Genomic DNA, 16,024 nt, shown 5'->3' with positions numbered 1-16,024 from the left:
CGTTTACCGTGAGGCTGACACACTTGCGTGACGTTGTAATATTGTAATATTGGCACATCATTTCTAACTATACCACTGACAACTGCTGCCAGTTATCAATTATTTTTGCTATTCAGCGCTGCTCTTAATCAGAAAGGTAACGCGCTGCCTCATCGAGTGACACACTGACCAAGGTAGAAATCCCTGCGCTTGGCATGGTCACGCCCTTTAATTCATCGGCAATCTGCATCGTTAATTTATTATGGCTGATAAAGATAAACTGCAAATCGTCTGCTAATTCATGAATAAGACTGGTAAAGCGAGCGACGTTGGCATCATCAAGTGGTGCATCGACTTCATCCAGTACACAAAATGGCGCGGGATGCTGCTTAAATATTGCAAAAATCAAACTCAGTGCAGTAAGCGTCTTTTCACCGCCTGAAAGCACAGCTAGACGGCTATTACGTTTGCCTTTTGGCTGTGCCATTAAAGTGAGCCCTGCCCGCCACTGTTCTGATTTTTGGCGCATTAACGGGCATATCATCCGTATTGAGCGTTAAACTGGCCTGCCCGCCACCAAACACTTTGGCAAATAAATTGGCAAGCTCAATATTGACGGCATCGAGCGTCTGCATAAATAGCGTTTTGGTGGTCTCATCAATCGAAGCAATCGCCTCCGTTAACGTCTGCATACTGGCAGCAATATCTGCGGTCTGCTGCGCGAGTGGTTGTAGGCGCTCATTAACCTCTGCCAACTCTGCCACGGCTGCCAAGTTGACTGCGCCAATTTTGCTTAGCTGCTGCTCAAGCTGCACGCGCTCAGACTCAAGCTCAGTGATTTTATCTGGGCGCACACGGCGATCATGAGCGATAAAATCTGCTAATAAGTTTGAGACGCTCATCACTTGTTGCTGATGCTGTGGACGCTGCGCTATGTCTGATTGTGCTTTATATTTATGACTCACCTTATAATAAGCATCTAGCGCTTCTTGCGTATGGCTACTGGCATCCTCTAATTTTGCAGCGCTTAATGCCAACTCGGTCGAGTGATTGGCAAGCGCATTTTGCTGGGTTTGCAGTGTATTTTGCAAGCTATCTAGCTCAACCTGCTGCTGATTGTATTCTTGCTTGAGCACCGTTAATGCAGTTTCTCGCCCTGTTAATACTGCCTGCTGCTCATCGCGCGCGGTCTGTGCTGTTTGCAATGCAGCTTGCAGTGCTGGCAATGTACTTTGCTGCTGCTCATGACGCGTCTTTAGATTTTGCTCGCTTTGTAATGACTTTTCAAATTGCGCACTTGCCCGAGCAAGACTGCTAGTGCTGTGCTCTAGACGCATCTCGCTCTGCTGAATACGCAGCTGCATTGCTTGCCAAGCGTCATCATCTGCTTGACGGTTACGACTTAGCTCACTGCGCTCCGCTTGTAATTGCTGAGTTGCCGCACGAGCATCGGCGATTTGTGGCGTTAGCGCTGCTATTTTGCTTTGGATATCCTGCTGTTCTTGATTCAGCGTTTGTTGTTCTTGCTCTAATTCTTGTTGCTCTTGCTCAAGGGTAACTTTGTCAGCATTGAGGCGTTGGCTGTCCGCTTGCAAACGTTCAGCGTTGGCGCGCTGAGTAGTGAGCTGTTGCTGGTATTGATGCTTATCACGGGTTAATTGCTCAGCTTGTGCTCGAGTTTCCTCTAAGCTAACTGTTAATGCATCATAGTTACGCTGGTCTTTTGTAATCGCTTTTTTCTGCGCTTCTATTTTGTTCTCAAACTCATCGAGCAAGTCTTCTAACGCTTGCAAACGGCTGCGCTGCTGCAAACGCTGGGTTAAAAATTGACTGTTGCTGTTATTGCTACCATTTTGTCCATCTTGCGCACCAGCAAATTTACTTAGATTCATCGTACCCTGACGACTGATAAGCCAGCCGTCAGTCGTTAGTAAAATAGCTGACGATGGCAATACTTTTAAAATCTCAGCAAGCGCTTCTAACGTTTGCCTATTATCTGTCTCAGGCTGTGCAATATATAAATAGCACTGCCGCCAAAGCGCTAAGTTCGGTGCGCTAATCAGCTGTGATAAAGGCAGTATTTTATCAATCAAACTCTCAGGCAATTCGCTAACCAGTGGCTTTGTATTTACCTCATTTTTCTTAGCGGATAGCCACAAGCTATGACCCGTTTCTATTTTAATTAATGACTTTTCCACTGTATTGGTTTGCGCATTTTGATAAACAAATAAATCTTTTAACTCATGCTCAAGCGCCTGCCATAAGCTATGCGTTTGCTCGGAGTCAGCGCTCACGTTATTAACATTTGGTTGATAAGTTTGGTTAGAAACCAGCACATGGCTGTCTAACCATAATGCCAACACACTATCAAGTAGCTCTGCATGCTGCTGCCCTTTTGCGCTTAACTCAATCTGGTCACGCAAGGTGGTAATAGCTAAGTCTTTATAATCCTTGGCTATATCATTTTCTAAATCACTTTTAACATCAGCAGTTTTTGCATAAACAAGCGGTTGCGATTTTGGTGTCGGCTTAGGATGCACTATTTGATGCAGGGTATCGTACTCACCTGCCAATACGGCGTGGCGCTTCTCATTTTCGCTCAACTCGCGCTGCTGCGTATGCAATTGCTGTTGTAAATCCTGCGCTTGCGGTTGTAGCTCAGACAGTCGCTCATCGACGCTGTCTTGTTGGCGTTCAATCCGCTGCAATTGTTTGTTTAGCTCAGCAACTTGCGCCGCTAATGTCTGCTGCAAATTATTCGTATCAGAATTATCTTGCAAACCAGCACTTGCAACTGGTGATAGTGACTCTTGTAATTGCTGCCATAAATCCTGCCAGTTTTGTTGGCGACGTTGCCATTTTTCATGGTTTTGCTGATAACGTTTTTGTGCTTGGCTATTAATGGCTTGCTGTTGTTCTAGCGAGCGAGCTTCATCTTGCAGCCTTGATAGCTGATTTTGCGCGTCATGGTAGGCGCGCTGTAATGGTTGCTCGTTGCGTTTATGCGCTTCACGTTTATTCGTTAATTCAATAAGCTTCGGACGCAATGCTTCTAGCACAGTCTGCTGCTCGGTTTGCTCAGCCTTTAGGCGATTTATCTCATCGACTGCTTGCTTACGCTGCTGATCCAAGCTAGCTAGTTGCTGCGCGGTAGCGGTCAGCTGTGACTTGACATCACTAAGCTGGTGTTCAGCTTGTTGATAGCTTAGCTGCTGTTGATAATGGTTGCTTTGCGCATCGTCTTTGAGCCACTGTTCTTGATTGATATGAGCAGCAAGCTTATCTTGTTTGGCTTTTAGGGTGTCATAGTTGGCTTGTAAAGTTGATACTTCAGTGGCGATGCGCTCATGCGCTATTTTTTGCTGCTGCTGAGTATGCTTGGCTTGATAGAGCTGCTGAATGGCGAGCTGCTGTTTGATATCAGCAAGCGTTAGCGCTAATTCCTCATAACGCTCAGCACTAGCGGCTTGTTTAGACAGACGTTTTTGTTGGCTGACCAGCTCGCTTTGCATATCATACAGGCGTGCTAAATTATCTTTCGTTTTCTCGAGCTTCTTTTGGGTTTCTTCACGGCGTGCTTGATAGCGCGACACCCCTGCCGCCTCTTCGATAAATTCACGCAGCTGCATGGGGCTAGACTCAACGATACGCCCAATCATGCCTTGCTCAATCACCGCATAGCTACGTGCGCCAAGTCCCGTACCTAAGAACACATCGACCACATCACGGCGACGACAGCGCGTACCATTGATAAAGTAATCCGAGCGACCTTCCTTATTTACCTGACGACGAACGGATAGCTCTTGATAGAGATTAAACTCATGGCGAATACCGTTTTGCTCGTCTTGCGTATGCTCAAAGGTTAGCTCGACACTGGCAACACTTTTGGCAGACTTATCTTGCGTACCAGCAAAGATAACATCACTCATCGCGCCGCCACGCAGCTGCTTGGCAGAGGTTTCACCCAACACCCAACGTATGGCATCAATGACGTTAGATTTGCCACAGCCGTTCGGCCCGACAATGGCGGTGATACCATGACGAAAGGTAAAAGTCGTTGGATTGGCAAAGGATTTAAAGCCTGCCAGCTTGAGAGATTTTAGGCGCATGAAGGATCAGTAAATATGGCGAAAACAGGCGGCTATTCTACCTGAAATTGTGACGGCTTTTTAGGGTTTGTCAGGAATGCTATAATAGGGCTGAAAATAATAATCATTCGTCTAACTATCAAAAAATAAGAGTATAAAAATGCCTAACTATAATCCGCAAGAACTACAGCAAAAATATGAGCAATGGTGCGAGCTGCATCGTCAACAGCTTGAGGCGCAACAGCAGTTTTTGCAAGCTGAAGCCTTACAAAATGAGTTGAAAGATTACTATCTTAACCCGCAATGGATGGCAGATCGTGAAGCGGATCTGCCAATTGAACATTCAGGTGATGAATACTCTATCTTTAGTGAAGATGCGCTGTGGAGTATGCTCAGCGACCATGATGAGGTAGCAAGAAAGTGGATGCGTTTGGGGCTGGATGCGATTGATAAAAAATAATCATTTCAAGCTTTCATCTGCTTTGATTAAAAATACAATGGTAGAGGCTGTCATGTGTAGCACATACTGAATAAGGTGTTCAGGAACTTCTATGTCATCGTTACCTTTACCATGACCACTCAATTTGTTTCGAGGTGTGGGTATGCTAGAAGTCAACATATTACTTAATGAATTAAAATGATCAGTCCAAAACTTTGGTATCAATTCATTAGCTATGCAACAATCAATAAGCTTCTTTGAAGTGTCCTTTTTACCATATTCCCAGTCACGTTTATCTAATATGATTTTCATGGTGCTTTCAAAGGCTTTTAGACAATCTGTTAGTGCTGAATCGTAACGACCATGACGATAATGTTCGTGAGCCTTTAAGAATTCTTCTTGTGCACCTTTATATATTGGATTACTTAGTAGTTGTAAAGCTGGCTTAACTGCTTCAGTGTGGATAAACTCAGAATCCACTCTGATGATTTGATCGCTTTCGTATTGGTAACCTACGGCATGTTCACGGAATCTTTGATTTAGTTCAGATATAACGTTTTTAACATTTATGTTGGTTCGACAATTTTCAGTAAAAAGCTTTGTGATTTCTACCATTAACTCGATAACACTTAACGCTTTTTCAACATCTTGCTCTGTTAAAAAATATTGAGAGATACTTCTAAAGTAGATGATATGCATTTCATTATCTCTATCATCTCTATTGAGTTTAAAGGTACCCAACTCCTTACATAGGATATTATGGCACTTTTGCAAATACTTACGATTTAAACTACTAGAATATCCAGTATTGCGTGGATAATCTTCGCCTTTCCAAATATGTATTATCTGAATTTTCAGTGTTTCTGGTAACTCTTCGTATTGATAGATATCAGGATACTTACCACGTAACTGCTTTTGTCGTTTAAAATATAAATCGTGTATCGCCATTTCTTATTCCTTAAAGCTAGACACTTTACAATTAAAACCTAAATCACCCCAATCCCACTTAACAATAGCTGCCCGCCTGCAAACAATAACAACACCCCAAAGGCACGTTTAAGCGTTAGCGCAGGCAACTGGTGCGCAAGCTTCGCACCGACTTTTGCCATCGCAAAGCTAGCGACAGAAATACATAAAAATCCCGTGATATGCACAAAGCCTATCGTGCCCTCAGGCAGATTGACCACATCTTGCCCGAACCATGCAAACCCTGCCGCACCAGCCAATGCAATCGGCAATCCACAAGCGGCAGACGTGCCGACCGACTGCTTCATCGGTAACCCCGCCCAATTCAAAAACGGCACGGTCAAGCTGCCACCCCCAATACCAAAAATAGACGACGCCATGCCAATCCCTGTACCCGCGCCGAACTGTACACCAGCTGACGGTAGCGGTTTACCCAGCTGCTCTTTATTGGATAAAAACAGCATTTTTAAAGCAACCAATAACGCGCCGACACCGATGATGGCTTGCAATACTTTACCGTCAATCATATCGGCAATACCTGCTCCCACCAAACTACCGATGACCAAGCCGAGTGCCATTTTGCGCCACACTTCCCAACGTACGCCGCCACGCTTATTGTGCGCAGTCATTGAGCTGATCGAGGTCACAACGATGGTCGCCAGTGACGTACCAATCGCCAAATGGGTCACCACTTCTGGCGAAAAATCATAAGCAGTAAAAATCCAGACCAATGCTGGTACGATAATCATGCCGCCGCCAACGCCAAATAAACCGGCACTGACACCCGCAAACGCGCCTGCAATCACAAACCACACATATAACATCATCGAATCAGCCTTTTATCACACTTATTTTTATAAAAATTCTTTAGTTTTATAATCACTTGCCTATCGCATTTGCTAAATCATAATCCGACCTTTATGCTGTTTATTTGATACTGTCTAATCGTGACAATCTCATGACAATCGCCCAGTATAACAAAGATTATCCACGCTATATTAACCACATCGACGAAACTTATGCCGCCATTTTCCAATTTTTCTGACGACTCATTAGAGCTTCATCATTTACCACAGCTGAACCATCGCCACCTTGTCAGCAGTGCCTCTACCAATAGCGAGCTAATAGCAGATGTACAACATGGCACGTTAAATGCTGCGCAGATGCATCTACTGACCGCTGAAACCCAAAGCGCAGGTCGTGGGCAACACGGGCGCTCGTGGCAATCACCGCGCGGCAATGTCTATCTGTCGTTATATCATCCTGTTCATCTGCCGATTAGCGGTTTATTGTCGCTGATTATCGGCGTTGAACTGGCAAAAATGCCCGTTATTCAAATATTAAATGAGCAATTACGCGCGCAAGGATTGACGCCAATTGGGGTAAAATGGGCAAATGATTTGGGCTTTTATCAACTGCCATCTGACTCAGTGTCAAATGAGCCTAAACTGGCAGCACAGACCCTACCTTTTCATAAACTTGCGGGTATTTTAATAGAACCTGTTACCCAAACGGGCAAATTGGTCGGCGTGGTGATGGGCGTAGGACTTAATGTACAGGCAACGCCCAAACTCACTGCAAAGACCTGCGAAGGCATGAGTTATCAGGCGATTAGCCTACAGGATATTTATGAGAGGCTAAAACTAGAGACAGATATTGTGAGCCTACCAAGCCTAAAAATGCTTTACCAACAAATGAGTAAAGCCCTGCTAGCCGCGATGACACGCTTTGAGCACCTAGGATTAGAGAAGCCCACTGGTCAAAGCTATAATTTGGACAGCTTTTTAAAACAGTTTGAATCGATGGATGCACTGGCAGGATTACGCTTGCACGTTACTCAAGAGCATAACGGTAAAACAGATAGCATCACAGGTTATGCTTGTGGTCTTGATACACATGGATGTTTGCAATTGCGTCAAGATAGCGGTAAGATTTCTGCGCTTTTTACCGGACGCATCGACGTTATTGATAAAGCTTAAATCAAAGACCCAATGGGCACGATATAAAGGGATTTTTATGCTCTGGTTAGATCTTGGCAACACCCGCCTAAAATACTGGCTCACCGATGATATCGGACAAATAGTCGCGCATGATGCCAAGCAACATTTGCAAGCGCCTGCCGAACTACTGATGGGTTTGACCGATCGCTTCGAGCGTTATGCGCCTGATTTTATTGGTATCTCATCGGTGCTGGGCGACGATTTGAATATTAAAGTGTCAGAGACGTTAGGTCGTCTGAATATTCCGTTTGATTTTGTCCATGTCGATGCCGCGCATGCTTTGATGAAGAGTGCTTATAATGACCAACAACTTGGCTGTGATCGTTGGCTACAGATGCTCGGCGCCGTAGATAAGAAAAAACGTCAATGCGTGATTGGCTGTGGCACAGCAGTGACCATTGACTTGATTGATCATGCTGAGCATTTGGGCGGTTATATTTTCCCCAGTATTTATCTGCAACGTGAATCACTATTTTCAGGCACTAAGCAAATTACCATATCCAATGGCACCTTTGATAGTGTTGGTCAAGGCATGACCACACAAGATGCGGTACATCGCGGTATCTTGCTCTCTATCGTCGGTGCCATCAATGAGATTAGCCATCGCCATCCCAACTTTGAAGTTATCATGACGGGTGGTGATGCATCTATTATCTCGCAGCACGTCAACCGTCCAGTACGCTTGCGTGATGATTTATTGTTGAATGGTCTGGCACGATATTTTGATCATACCAAACAGTCGTAATACTCAATAGATACTTTTACATTGAAAACAAAAAAAGCAGTACGTGTAAGGCGTACTGCTTTTTTATTATTGTTTAAGCTTTATTAATACTCAAAGACTATTGGGATGGTGACATTACCTACTACTGTCTTACTATCTTTTCTAAATGGTTTAAAAAGAGAACGACGTAGTTCTTTTTCAAATCCACTATCAATTCTATCAGAGCCGCTACTCTTTAATACGGTAATATTGGCGACTTTGCCTTCTTGATTTACCCTTAATAAGAATTCCATTTGAACACGCTTCTTTTTGCAAGGTTCTTCCGGATCGCAATAACCCCCTAAAGCACGAATGTGGCGATTGTTAAAACTTGGCTGACGTAACCACTTCGCATCAGAAGTCGCAAACTGGATGACAGGTTGCGCTGGTGATAAGTCTGCTATTTCAGCATTTGCAATGTGTGCCGAAAATATACTCAGTACTAGCATCGCCTTTGTCAGCGCAGAAATGATAGTTAATCGAAGGCGTATTTTTAAGTGTCTTTTAAGCGCGGTAGTAGTAGTCGGCATCATAAGCATTATCTGATAAATATGGTGGATAAAAAAGGCTAAGGGTCAGCTTTATTAATCGATTATTGTTAATCAAAAAATAAAACCGCATCTTAGCACAATTGTTTATTTTTTTCTAGCCGTTACCTCGCACAGCCCAAAGCCATGTTGATCAATCTAGCCTGTGTTAACGTTATTTAGTCTCATTAAACAGCTCACGACCGATAAGCATACGACGAATCTCACTAGTGCCCGCGCCAATCTCATATAGCTTGGCATCACGCCAGTAGCGACCAAGTGGATACTCATTGGTGTAGCCATTACCACCAAAGATTTGAATGCCTTCGCCTGCCATCCAAGTGGCTTTTTCGGCACACCATAAAATCACACTAGCACAATCTTTACGTACTTCGCGACTATGACCAGCACCGCGCGCGTCCAACATATCGAGATTTTTTCCGACGGTATATAAGAAGCTACGACCTGCTTGCAGTATCGTATACATGTCTGCGACTTTACCTTGGATGAGCTGAAACTCACCAATCGCTTGACCAAACTGTTTACGGTCGTGGATATAAGGCACGACATTGTCCATCACCGCTTGCATGATGCCGATAGGACCTGCAGCTAATACTGCACGCTCGTAATCTAGCCCGCTCATCAATACCTTAACGCCTTCATTGAGACCACCTAAGATATTTTCGCTCGGTACGGTCACATTGTTAAAGGTCATCTCGCCCGTATGGCTACCACGCATACCAAGCTTATCGAGCTTTTGCGCTGTGCCGAAACCTTCCATGCCTTTTTCAACGATAAAGGCAGTCATGCCTTTCGCGCCTAGCTCTGGATTAGTCTTAGCATAAACCACCATCACGTCAGCATCGGGACCATTGGTAATCCACATTTTGCTACCGTTTAACACGTAGCTGCCGTCTTTTTCTTCCGCTTTTAGCTTCATACTAACGACGTCTGAGCCAGCGCCTGTCTCACTCATAGCCAATGCACCGATGAACTCACCGCTGACCAGTTTTGGTAAATATTTTTGTTTTTGTGCCTCAGAGCCATTACGTTTGATTTGGTTGATACATAGGTTCGAATGCGCACCATAGCTTAGCGCGACCGATGCCGAAGCACGGCTGATTTCTTCCATCGCGACCATGTGTGCGACGTAGCCCATGTTAGAGCCGCCGTATTCTTCAGGAACGGTAATGCCATGCAGACCGATATCACCCATCTTTTGCCATAGATCCATTGGGAATTCATCGCTGCTATCAATCTCGGCAGCACGTGGGGCGATTTCATTGGTTGCAAACTGCTGTACCATATCGCGTAATGCATCAATATCTTCGCCAAGCTGAAAATTCAATCCAGGTAAACTCATAACTATTCCTTGTGTTTTGATTTTTTTAAATTTCGGATTTTAATCTGTTTTTGAAAGCCGCTATATTTCTAATGCCATTTTTGAGGTCATAGTCAATTCACTATACTAATTAAGACTGACGTTTATTAATGGCGTTTATTGATTAAGGCACGTGCCACGTTTGAACCATTCGGACGCTTTAAGAACGCACTGATACGTTCGCCTGCCACGACCAATTTATCCAAATCGATACCTGTGCTGATACCCATACCGTGTAGCATATACACCACATCTTCGGTTGCCACGTTACCTGTTGCGCCTTTGGCATAAGGACAGCCGCCCAGTCCAGCCACCGAGGTATCAAATTCGCTGACACCTATTTGTAATGCGGCTAGCGTATTGCTCAATGCTTGACCATAAGTATCGTGAAAATGACCCGATAGCATAGAGATATCAGCATATTCTAAAGCGGCTTGTAAGGCGCGCTGTACCTTGAGCGGTGTACCAACACCAATGGTATCGGCAATGCCAATCTGCTCAGCACCAATCTCAACCAATCGTTTGGTGACGTACGCTACTTGGCTTGGGTCAATGTCGCCTTCATAAGGACAGCCAACCGTACAAGAGATAACGCCTCGTACTTTGATGCCTTGCGCTTTTGCAGCCGCAGCTACTGGCGCAAAACGCTCGATACTCTCATCAATACTACAATTGATATTTTTTTGACTAAAGGTTTCACTTGCTGAACCAAAAATAACGATTTCATCAGGACGATGAATGATGGCGTTTTCAAAGCCGCGCATATTAGGTACCAGTACCGAGTAGCAAATATCTGTCTGCCGTGTCGGCGCTAGCGCATCAAGTAGCGCGCTATTATCGCCCATTTGTGGCACCCACTTTGGCGAGACAAAACTGGTTGCTTCTAGCTTTTTGACACCGGCTGCAATCAAATCATTGATAAGCGCTTGCTTAACCTCAGTCGGCACCGTCGTTGACTCGTTTTGTAGTCCATCACGCGGACTGACATCAACGATTCTGACGTGACTTGGATATGAATGATTTAGATACGAATGGCTCATGCTTGTCGTCCTTTTTATTACTTACCTATTATTAAGCTATGTCAGCTATTCGCTCTCAGTATTTTCGCCAGCATCAATGCGTAATAACTCGTCACCATCAGCGACCAAATCACCGGCTGCAAATAGCAATTCTGCCACCACGCCATCCGTCGGCGCAGTAATAGTGTGCTCAATTTTCATAGCTTCGATGACCGCTAACGGCTCGCCTTTTTTCACAGTATCACCAACCGCCACTTTAAAGGCAACCACCTGCCCTGGCATCGGTGATTTTAAACTGCCAACCGCTGCGGACTCTTCGCCAACGTGCGCCATAATATCAACAAGCGTAATCTCGTCACGACCACTGTCTGTGAACACATAAACGGTCTCATTATGCATCCAGCTTTGCGCGCTAGTACGTGCACCATCTAACCATAGCGTATGATTGTGCTCGTCGCTACTGGCATAGCTCACTTGACCTTCATAAACCGTTTCAGTCTGAGCGGCTACATTGATATTGCTATTATCCTGCGTATGCGCGATCTCTTTACCAATGACGAGCGTAAAGCTACTGAGGTTATCACTGCCTTTTTTGCTGTCTGAACAACTTGCATTGTGCCAGTTGCTCATGCGGGCAGTATAAGCACTCTCATCATAAACTAAGCCGAATGAGCGAGTGTAATCGTTATAAGCACGGAAGCCGGTAGGTTTACTAAATGGATCAATATCTGACTCTTGCGTCGCCATCTCGCTCGCAAGTTGACGAGTAATGGCGGTCACAACAAGCGTGGATAATGCCAAAGGCTGCTGGTTAAAAATCGCATCACGCTCATGTTCAATCAATGCCGTATCGAGATTGGCTTTGCTAAAAGACTCTGTATTTAAGATGTAGCGTAAAAACGCCGCATTATTCGGCAAACCCACGATACGCGTTTGCGCAAGTGCTCGATCGAGCTTGGCTAAGGCTTGCTCTCGCGTTGGTGCATGAACGATGAGCTTGGCAATCATAGAGTCGTAGAACGGGCTAATCACATCGCCTTCGCGCACGCCATCATCGATACGCACACCAGTACCGTCTTTATCAATCATAAAAGCGCTGTGTTCAGGTTTTTGATACGTAAACAACGTACCGGTCGCGGGCAAGAAGCTATTGTCAGGATTTTCAGCACAGATGCGCGCTTCAATTGCATGACCGTTGATAGTCAGATCGGCTTGGGTTTTTGGCAATGGCTGACCTGCCGCTACTAAGAGCTGCCACTCGACCAAATCGACACCCGTAATCGCTTCACTGACTGGGTGCTCAACCTGCAGGCGTGTATTCATTTCCATGAAATAAAAATTCATAGAATCTTCACGCTGCTCAACGATGAACTCAACCGTACCTGCGCCAACATAATCGACCGCACGAGCCGCTTCGATGGCAGCAGTGCCCATCGCCTCACGCATCGCAATATCAACACCCGGTGCGGGCGCTTCTTCTAATACTTTTTGATGACGACGCTGTACTGAACAATCACGCTCAAACAAATGCACATAGTTGCCATGCGTATCGCCAAATACTTGGATTTCGATATGGCGCGGTTTTAAGGCATATTTTTCAACCAACACTTTATCATCACCGAAGCTGGTAATGGCTTCACGGCGACATGAGTCTAGCAAGTCAACAAAATCGCTGCTTTGCTCCACGATACGCATACCTTTACCGCCGCCACCCGCACTGGCTTTAATCAAGACAGGGTAACCAATAGCATCTGCTTGCTGTTGCAAAAATTCTGCATCTTGATTGTCACCATGATAGCCCGGTATCAGTGGCACGCCAGCGGACTCCATCAAGCGCTTGGACTCGGACTTACCGCCCATGGCGCGGATAGCATCGGCCGATGGGCCAATAAATACCAAGCCAGCATCTTGGCATGCCTGTGCAAAGTCTGCATTTTCACTTAAAAACCCATATCCTGGATGGATTGCTTGTGCACCAGTTTCAAGCGCTATCGCAATGATCGCATCACCTTTGAGATAGCTGTCTTTTGGTGCCGAACCGCCCAAATAGATCGCTTCATCACAGACAGCCACATGCTTGGCTTCGCGATCCGCATCAGAGTAAACAGCGACGGTGCTAACACCAAGACGCTTAGCAGTCGCGGCCACTCGGCAAGCAATTTCACCACGGTTGGCAATTAGAATTTTAGAAAACATAACTATCCCTGTGTGTTATCGTTTTTATTTGAGGTCTTGTCTACTTACTCATTTATCTCTCGTGCATTATCAATCTGCCGTCAACCAATTGGGCTTACGTTTTTGCAAAAAGGCTTGCACGCCCTCTTTGCCCTGCTCGGATGAACGTATATCAGCGATGCCTTTTACTGTATCAGCAATCAGCTCATCAGTGATGGGCGCATCAGCGACATCGTGTAATAGCTGCTTGCAGGTTTTGACTGCATCAGGGCTATTTTTGACGATTTTGCTACAAAATATAGCAACCTCATCAGCTAACCATTCTTCGCTAACACGTTCATGAATAAAGCCAAGCTGACGTGCCTTTTTGGCATCAAATACTTCAGCACTTAAGAAATAACGCTGCGATGCTCTAGCGCCTAGCGCTCGGATGACATAAGGGCTAATCGTTGCAGGGGCTAAGCCTAAACGCACTTCGCTTAGGCAGAAGTTAGCAATTTTGACGGCGATGGCCACATCGCAAACAGCTACTAAACCCATGCCGCCTGCATAAACATCACCTTGAATAGCCGCAACTGTTGGCTTAGAACACTCATAAATAGTCTTAAGCATCTGTGCTAATTTATCTGCGTCTGCTAGATTCTCTTCATAGCTATAATCCGCCATGGCACGCATCCAGTTCAAATCAGCACCTGCACAGAATTCCTTGCCAGTAGCTGCTAATACAATGACACGTACGTCATCATCAGCGCCAAGCGTATTAAATGCATCGGTTAGCTCAGCAATCATTTCATCGTTAAAGGCATTACGTATCTCAGGACGATTTAACGTCACCGTCGCCACGTGCTGCTCCACTTTAACCAATAGGCTTTTATAACTTTTATAACTGTCTTTTTGCATAACTTTCTCTATATTTGATATCTCATTATTTAAGCTGACCTTAGAATGATTACATTCTAAAGACACCAAACGTCGTCTCTTCGATCGGTGCATTATAGGCAGCGCTTAACCCTAATGCTAATACATGACGGGTATCAGCAGGGTCAATCACGCCATCATCCCATAGACGTGCGGTGGCATAATATGGATGACCTTGCTTTTCATACATATCGAGAATCGGCGCTTTAAATGCGGCTTCATCCTCATCACTCCATGCCTCGCCTTTACGGTCAAAGTTGTCACGCTTGACCGTTGCTAGTACTGATGCGGCTTGCTCGCCGCCCATCACAGAGATACGCGCATTTGGCCACATCCATAAGAAGCGTGGGCTATAAGCGCGGCCACACATGCCGTAGTTACCGGCACCGAATGAACCACCGACAATGACTGTGAATTTTGGCACTTTTGCATTGGCGACTGCCATGACCATTTTGGCACCATGACGTGCAATGCCTTCGTTTTCGTATTTACGACCAACCATAAAGCCAGTGATATTCTGGAGGAATACTAATGGAATTTTGCGCTTGCAACATAGCTCAATGAAGTGTGTGCCTTTTTGCGCGGACTCACTAAACAAGATGCCGTTGTTGGCAATGATACCGACTGGCATCCCTTCAATATGAGCGAAGCCACAGACTAGCGTCGTGCCAAAGCGGGATTTGAATTCATCAAAAGCACTGTCATCGACGATACGAGCAATGATTTCTTTGATATCAAATGGCTTGCGCTTGTCCGTTGGAATGACGCCATATAGTTCTTTGGCATCATAGCGTGGTGGACGTGGCTTAATTTGATTGGGCACTTGCTTCGCAGGACGATTTAAATGGCTAACAATGTTGCGCGCAATCGACAACGCATGGGTATCGCTTTGTGCTAAGTGATCGACAACCCCTGACAGACGGGTATGCACATCTCCGCCGCCTAAGTCTTCAGCAGTGACTTCTTCACCTGTCGCCGCTTTGACCAATGGCGGACCACCCAAAAAGATAGTACCTTGATCTTTGACGATAATCGACTCGTCACTCATCGCTGGTACATAGGCCCCGCCAGCCGTACAGCTACCCATGACCACGGCAATCTGTGGAATACCTGCCGCACTCATATTGGCCTGATTAAAGAAGATGCGACCAAAGTGCTCTTTATCAGGGAACACGTCATCTTGATTGGGTAAGTTAGCACCGCCTGAATCCACCAAATAGACACAAGGCAAGTTATTTTCTTGCGCGATTTCTTGCGCACGCAGATGTTTTTTGACCGTCATTGGATAATAAGTGCCGCCCTTTACCGTGGCATCGTTACAGACGATCATACACTCAATACCATTGATACGACCGATACCCGCAATCACGCCAGCAGCAGGAATCTCTTCGCCATACATATCGTGTGCAGCCATCGGTGCCACTTCTAAAAATGGCGTACCCACATCTAATAAACGCTCGACACGCTCACGAGGCAAGAGTTTGCCACGGGCTAAATGCTTGGCACGGGCACGCTCTGAACCGCCTTGCACGACTTTACGTAAGTGACTATATAAATCATCGACCACTGCTTGCATGGCGGCACTGTTTTGCTGAAAGTCGCTTGAGTTTGGACTCAGTTTACTGGTTATGATAGCGCTCATGATATCCCTTTTTCTTTAATACGTAGATACGTAAATGCGAGTGGCTTTTTTCTTTTAGTCTTGACTCATAATAATGATTTTCAATATGACAGATGTTAAATAGTCTTTAGTATTACAGGTTAAATAA

General features: G+C 45.3%; 13 protein-coding genes. 3 read left to right on the top strand and 10 right to left on the bottom strand.

Annotated elements, in window-relative coordinates; genetic code table 11:
* Nucleotides 1-124 precede the first annotated feature (124 nt).
* Both JMV76_RS14805 and JMV76_RS05965 read right to left on the bottom strand, forming a co-directional pair.
* Nucleotides 125-466 (bottom strand): hypothetical protein, encoded by a 342-nt coding sequence (locus JMV76_RS14805; protein WP_227690131.1) that lies wholly within the window; start codon nt 464-466, stop codon nt 125-127.
* Nucleotides 441-4,088 (bottom strand): AAA family ATPase, encoded by a 3,648-nt coding sequence (locus JMV76_RS05965; protein ID WP_227690129.1) that lies wholly within the window; start codon nt 4,086-4,088, stop codon nt 441-443. Before JMV76_RS05965 ends, JMV76_RS14805 begins: the two co-directional genes overlap by 26 nt.
* A 139-nt stretch (nt 4,089-4,227) precedes the next feature.
* Here JMV76_RS05965 and JMV76_RS05960 point away from each other — a divergent pair, with 139 nt between their 5' ends.
* Nucleotides 4,228-4,527 (top strand): DUF4298 domain-containing protein, encoded by a 300-nt coding sequence (locus tag JMV76_RS05960; RefSeq protein WP_201501968.1) that lies wholly within the window; start codon nt 4,228-4,230, stop codon nt 4,525-4,527.
* Here JMV76_RS05960 and JMV76_RS05955 read toward each other — a convergent pair whose 3' ends face one another.
* Together JMV76_RS05955 and JMV76_RS05950 are read right to left on the bottom strand one after the other, a co-directional pair.
* Complete coding sequence (locus JMV76_RS05955) at nt 4,528-5,454, bottom strand: STM4504/CBY_0614 family protein (protein WP_201501967.1); 927 nt, start codon at nt 5,452-5,454, stop codon at nt 4,528-4,530.
* A gap of 38 nt (nt 5,455-5,492) precedes the next feature.
* Nucleotides 5,493-6,296 (bottom strand): sulfite exporter TauE/SafE family protein, encoded by an 804-nt coding sequence (locus tag JMV76_RS05950; protein ID WP_201502082.1) that lies wholly within the window; start codon nt 6,294-6,296, stop codon nt 5,493-5,495.
* A gap of 195 nt (nt 6,297-6,491) precedes the next feature.
* Here JMV76_RS05950 and JMV76_RS05945 point away from each other — a divergent pair, with 195 nt between their 5' ends.
* Nucleotides 6,492-7,451, top strand: a complete 960-nt coding sequence (locus JMV76_RS05945; RefSeq protein WP_201501966.1) for a biotin--[acetyl-CoA-carboxylase] ligase — start codon at nt 6,492-6,494, stop codon at nt 7,449-7,451.
* A 37-nt stretch (nt 7,452-7,488) separates the two neighbouring features.
* Nucleotides 7,489-8,217, top strand: a complete 729-nt coding sequence (locus JMV76_RS05940) for a pantothenate kinase (protein WP_201501965.1) — start codon at nt 7,489-7,491, stop codon at nt 8,215-8,217.
* Between the two features lie 83 nt (nt 8,218-8,300).
* On the opposite strand, the gene JMV76_RS05935 is transcribed toward JMV76_RS05940, so the two are convergent.
* The 6 genes from JMV76_RS05935 to JMV76_RS05910 form a co-directional block, all read right to left on the bottom strand.
* Nucleotides 8,301-8,768, bottom strand: a complete 468-nt coding sequence (locus JMV76_RS05935) for an energy transducer TonB (protein ID WP_060490399.1) — start codon at nt 8,766-8,768, stop codon at nt 8,301-8,303.
* Between the two features lie 169 nt (nt 8,769-8,937).
* Nucleotides 8,938-10,125 carry an isovaleryl-CoA dehydrogenase gene (locus JMV76_RS05930; protein ID WP_201501964.1) on the bottom strand — a complete coding sequence of 396 codons (1,188 nt, stop codon included), beginning with the start codon at nt 10,123-10,125 and terminating at the stop codon, nt 8,938-8,940.
* Between the two features lie 125 nt (nt 10,126-10,250).
* Nucleotides 10,251-11,183, bottom strand: coding sequence for a hydroxymethylglutaryl-CoA lyase (locus JMV76_RS05925; RefSeq protein WP_198329629.1), 933 nt, complete (start codon nt 11,181-11,183; stop codon nt 10,251-10,253).
* Nucleotides 11,184-11,228: 45 nt separating this feature from the next.
* Nucleotides 11,229-13,358, bottom strand: coding sequence for an acetyl/propionyl/methylcrotonyl-CoA carboxylase subunit alpha (locus JMV76_RS05920; protein WP_201501963.1), 2,130 nt, complete (start codon nt 13,356-13,358; stop codon nt 11,229-11,231).
* Nucleotides 13,359-13,427: 69 nt separating this feature from the next.
* Nucleotides 13,428-14,237, bottom strand: a complete 810-nt coding sequence (locus JMV76_RS05915; protein ID WP_201501962.1) for an enoyl-CoA hydratase/isomerase family protein — start codon at nt 14,235-14,237, stop codon at nt 13,428-13,430.
* Nucleotides 14,238-14,286: 49 nt separating this feature from the next.
* Nucleotides 14,287-15,897: a carboxyl transferase domain-containing protein gene (locus JMV76_RS05910; protein ID WP_201501961.1), complete on the bottom strand. Its 1,611-nt coding sequence runs from the start codon at nt 15,895-15,897 to the stop codon at nt 14,287-14,289.
* Between the last annotated feature and the right edge of the window lie 127 nt (nt 15,898-16,024).

Source organism: Psychrobacter cibarius (genome assembly GCF_904845955.1).
Classification (GTDB): Bacteria; Pseudomonadota; Gammaproteobacteria; order Pseudomonadales; family Moraxellaceae; genus Psychrobacter; species Psychrobacter cibarius_B.
Note: the sequence above shows the minus strand (reverse complement) of the source record. Positions and strands in the feature narration are given on the sequence as shown.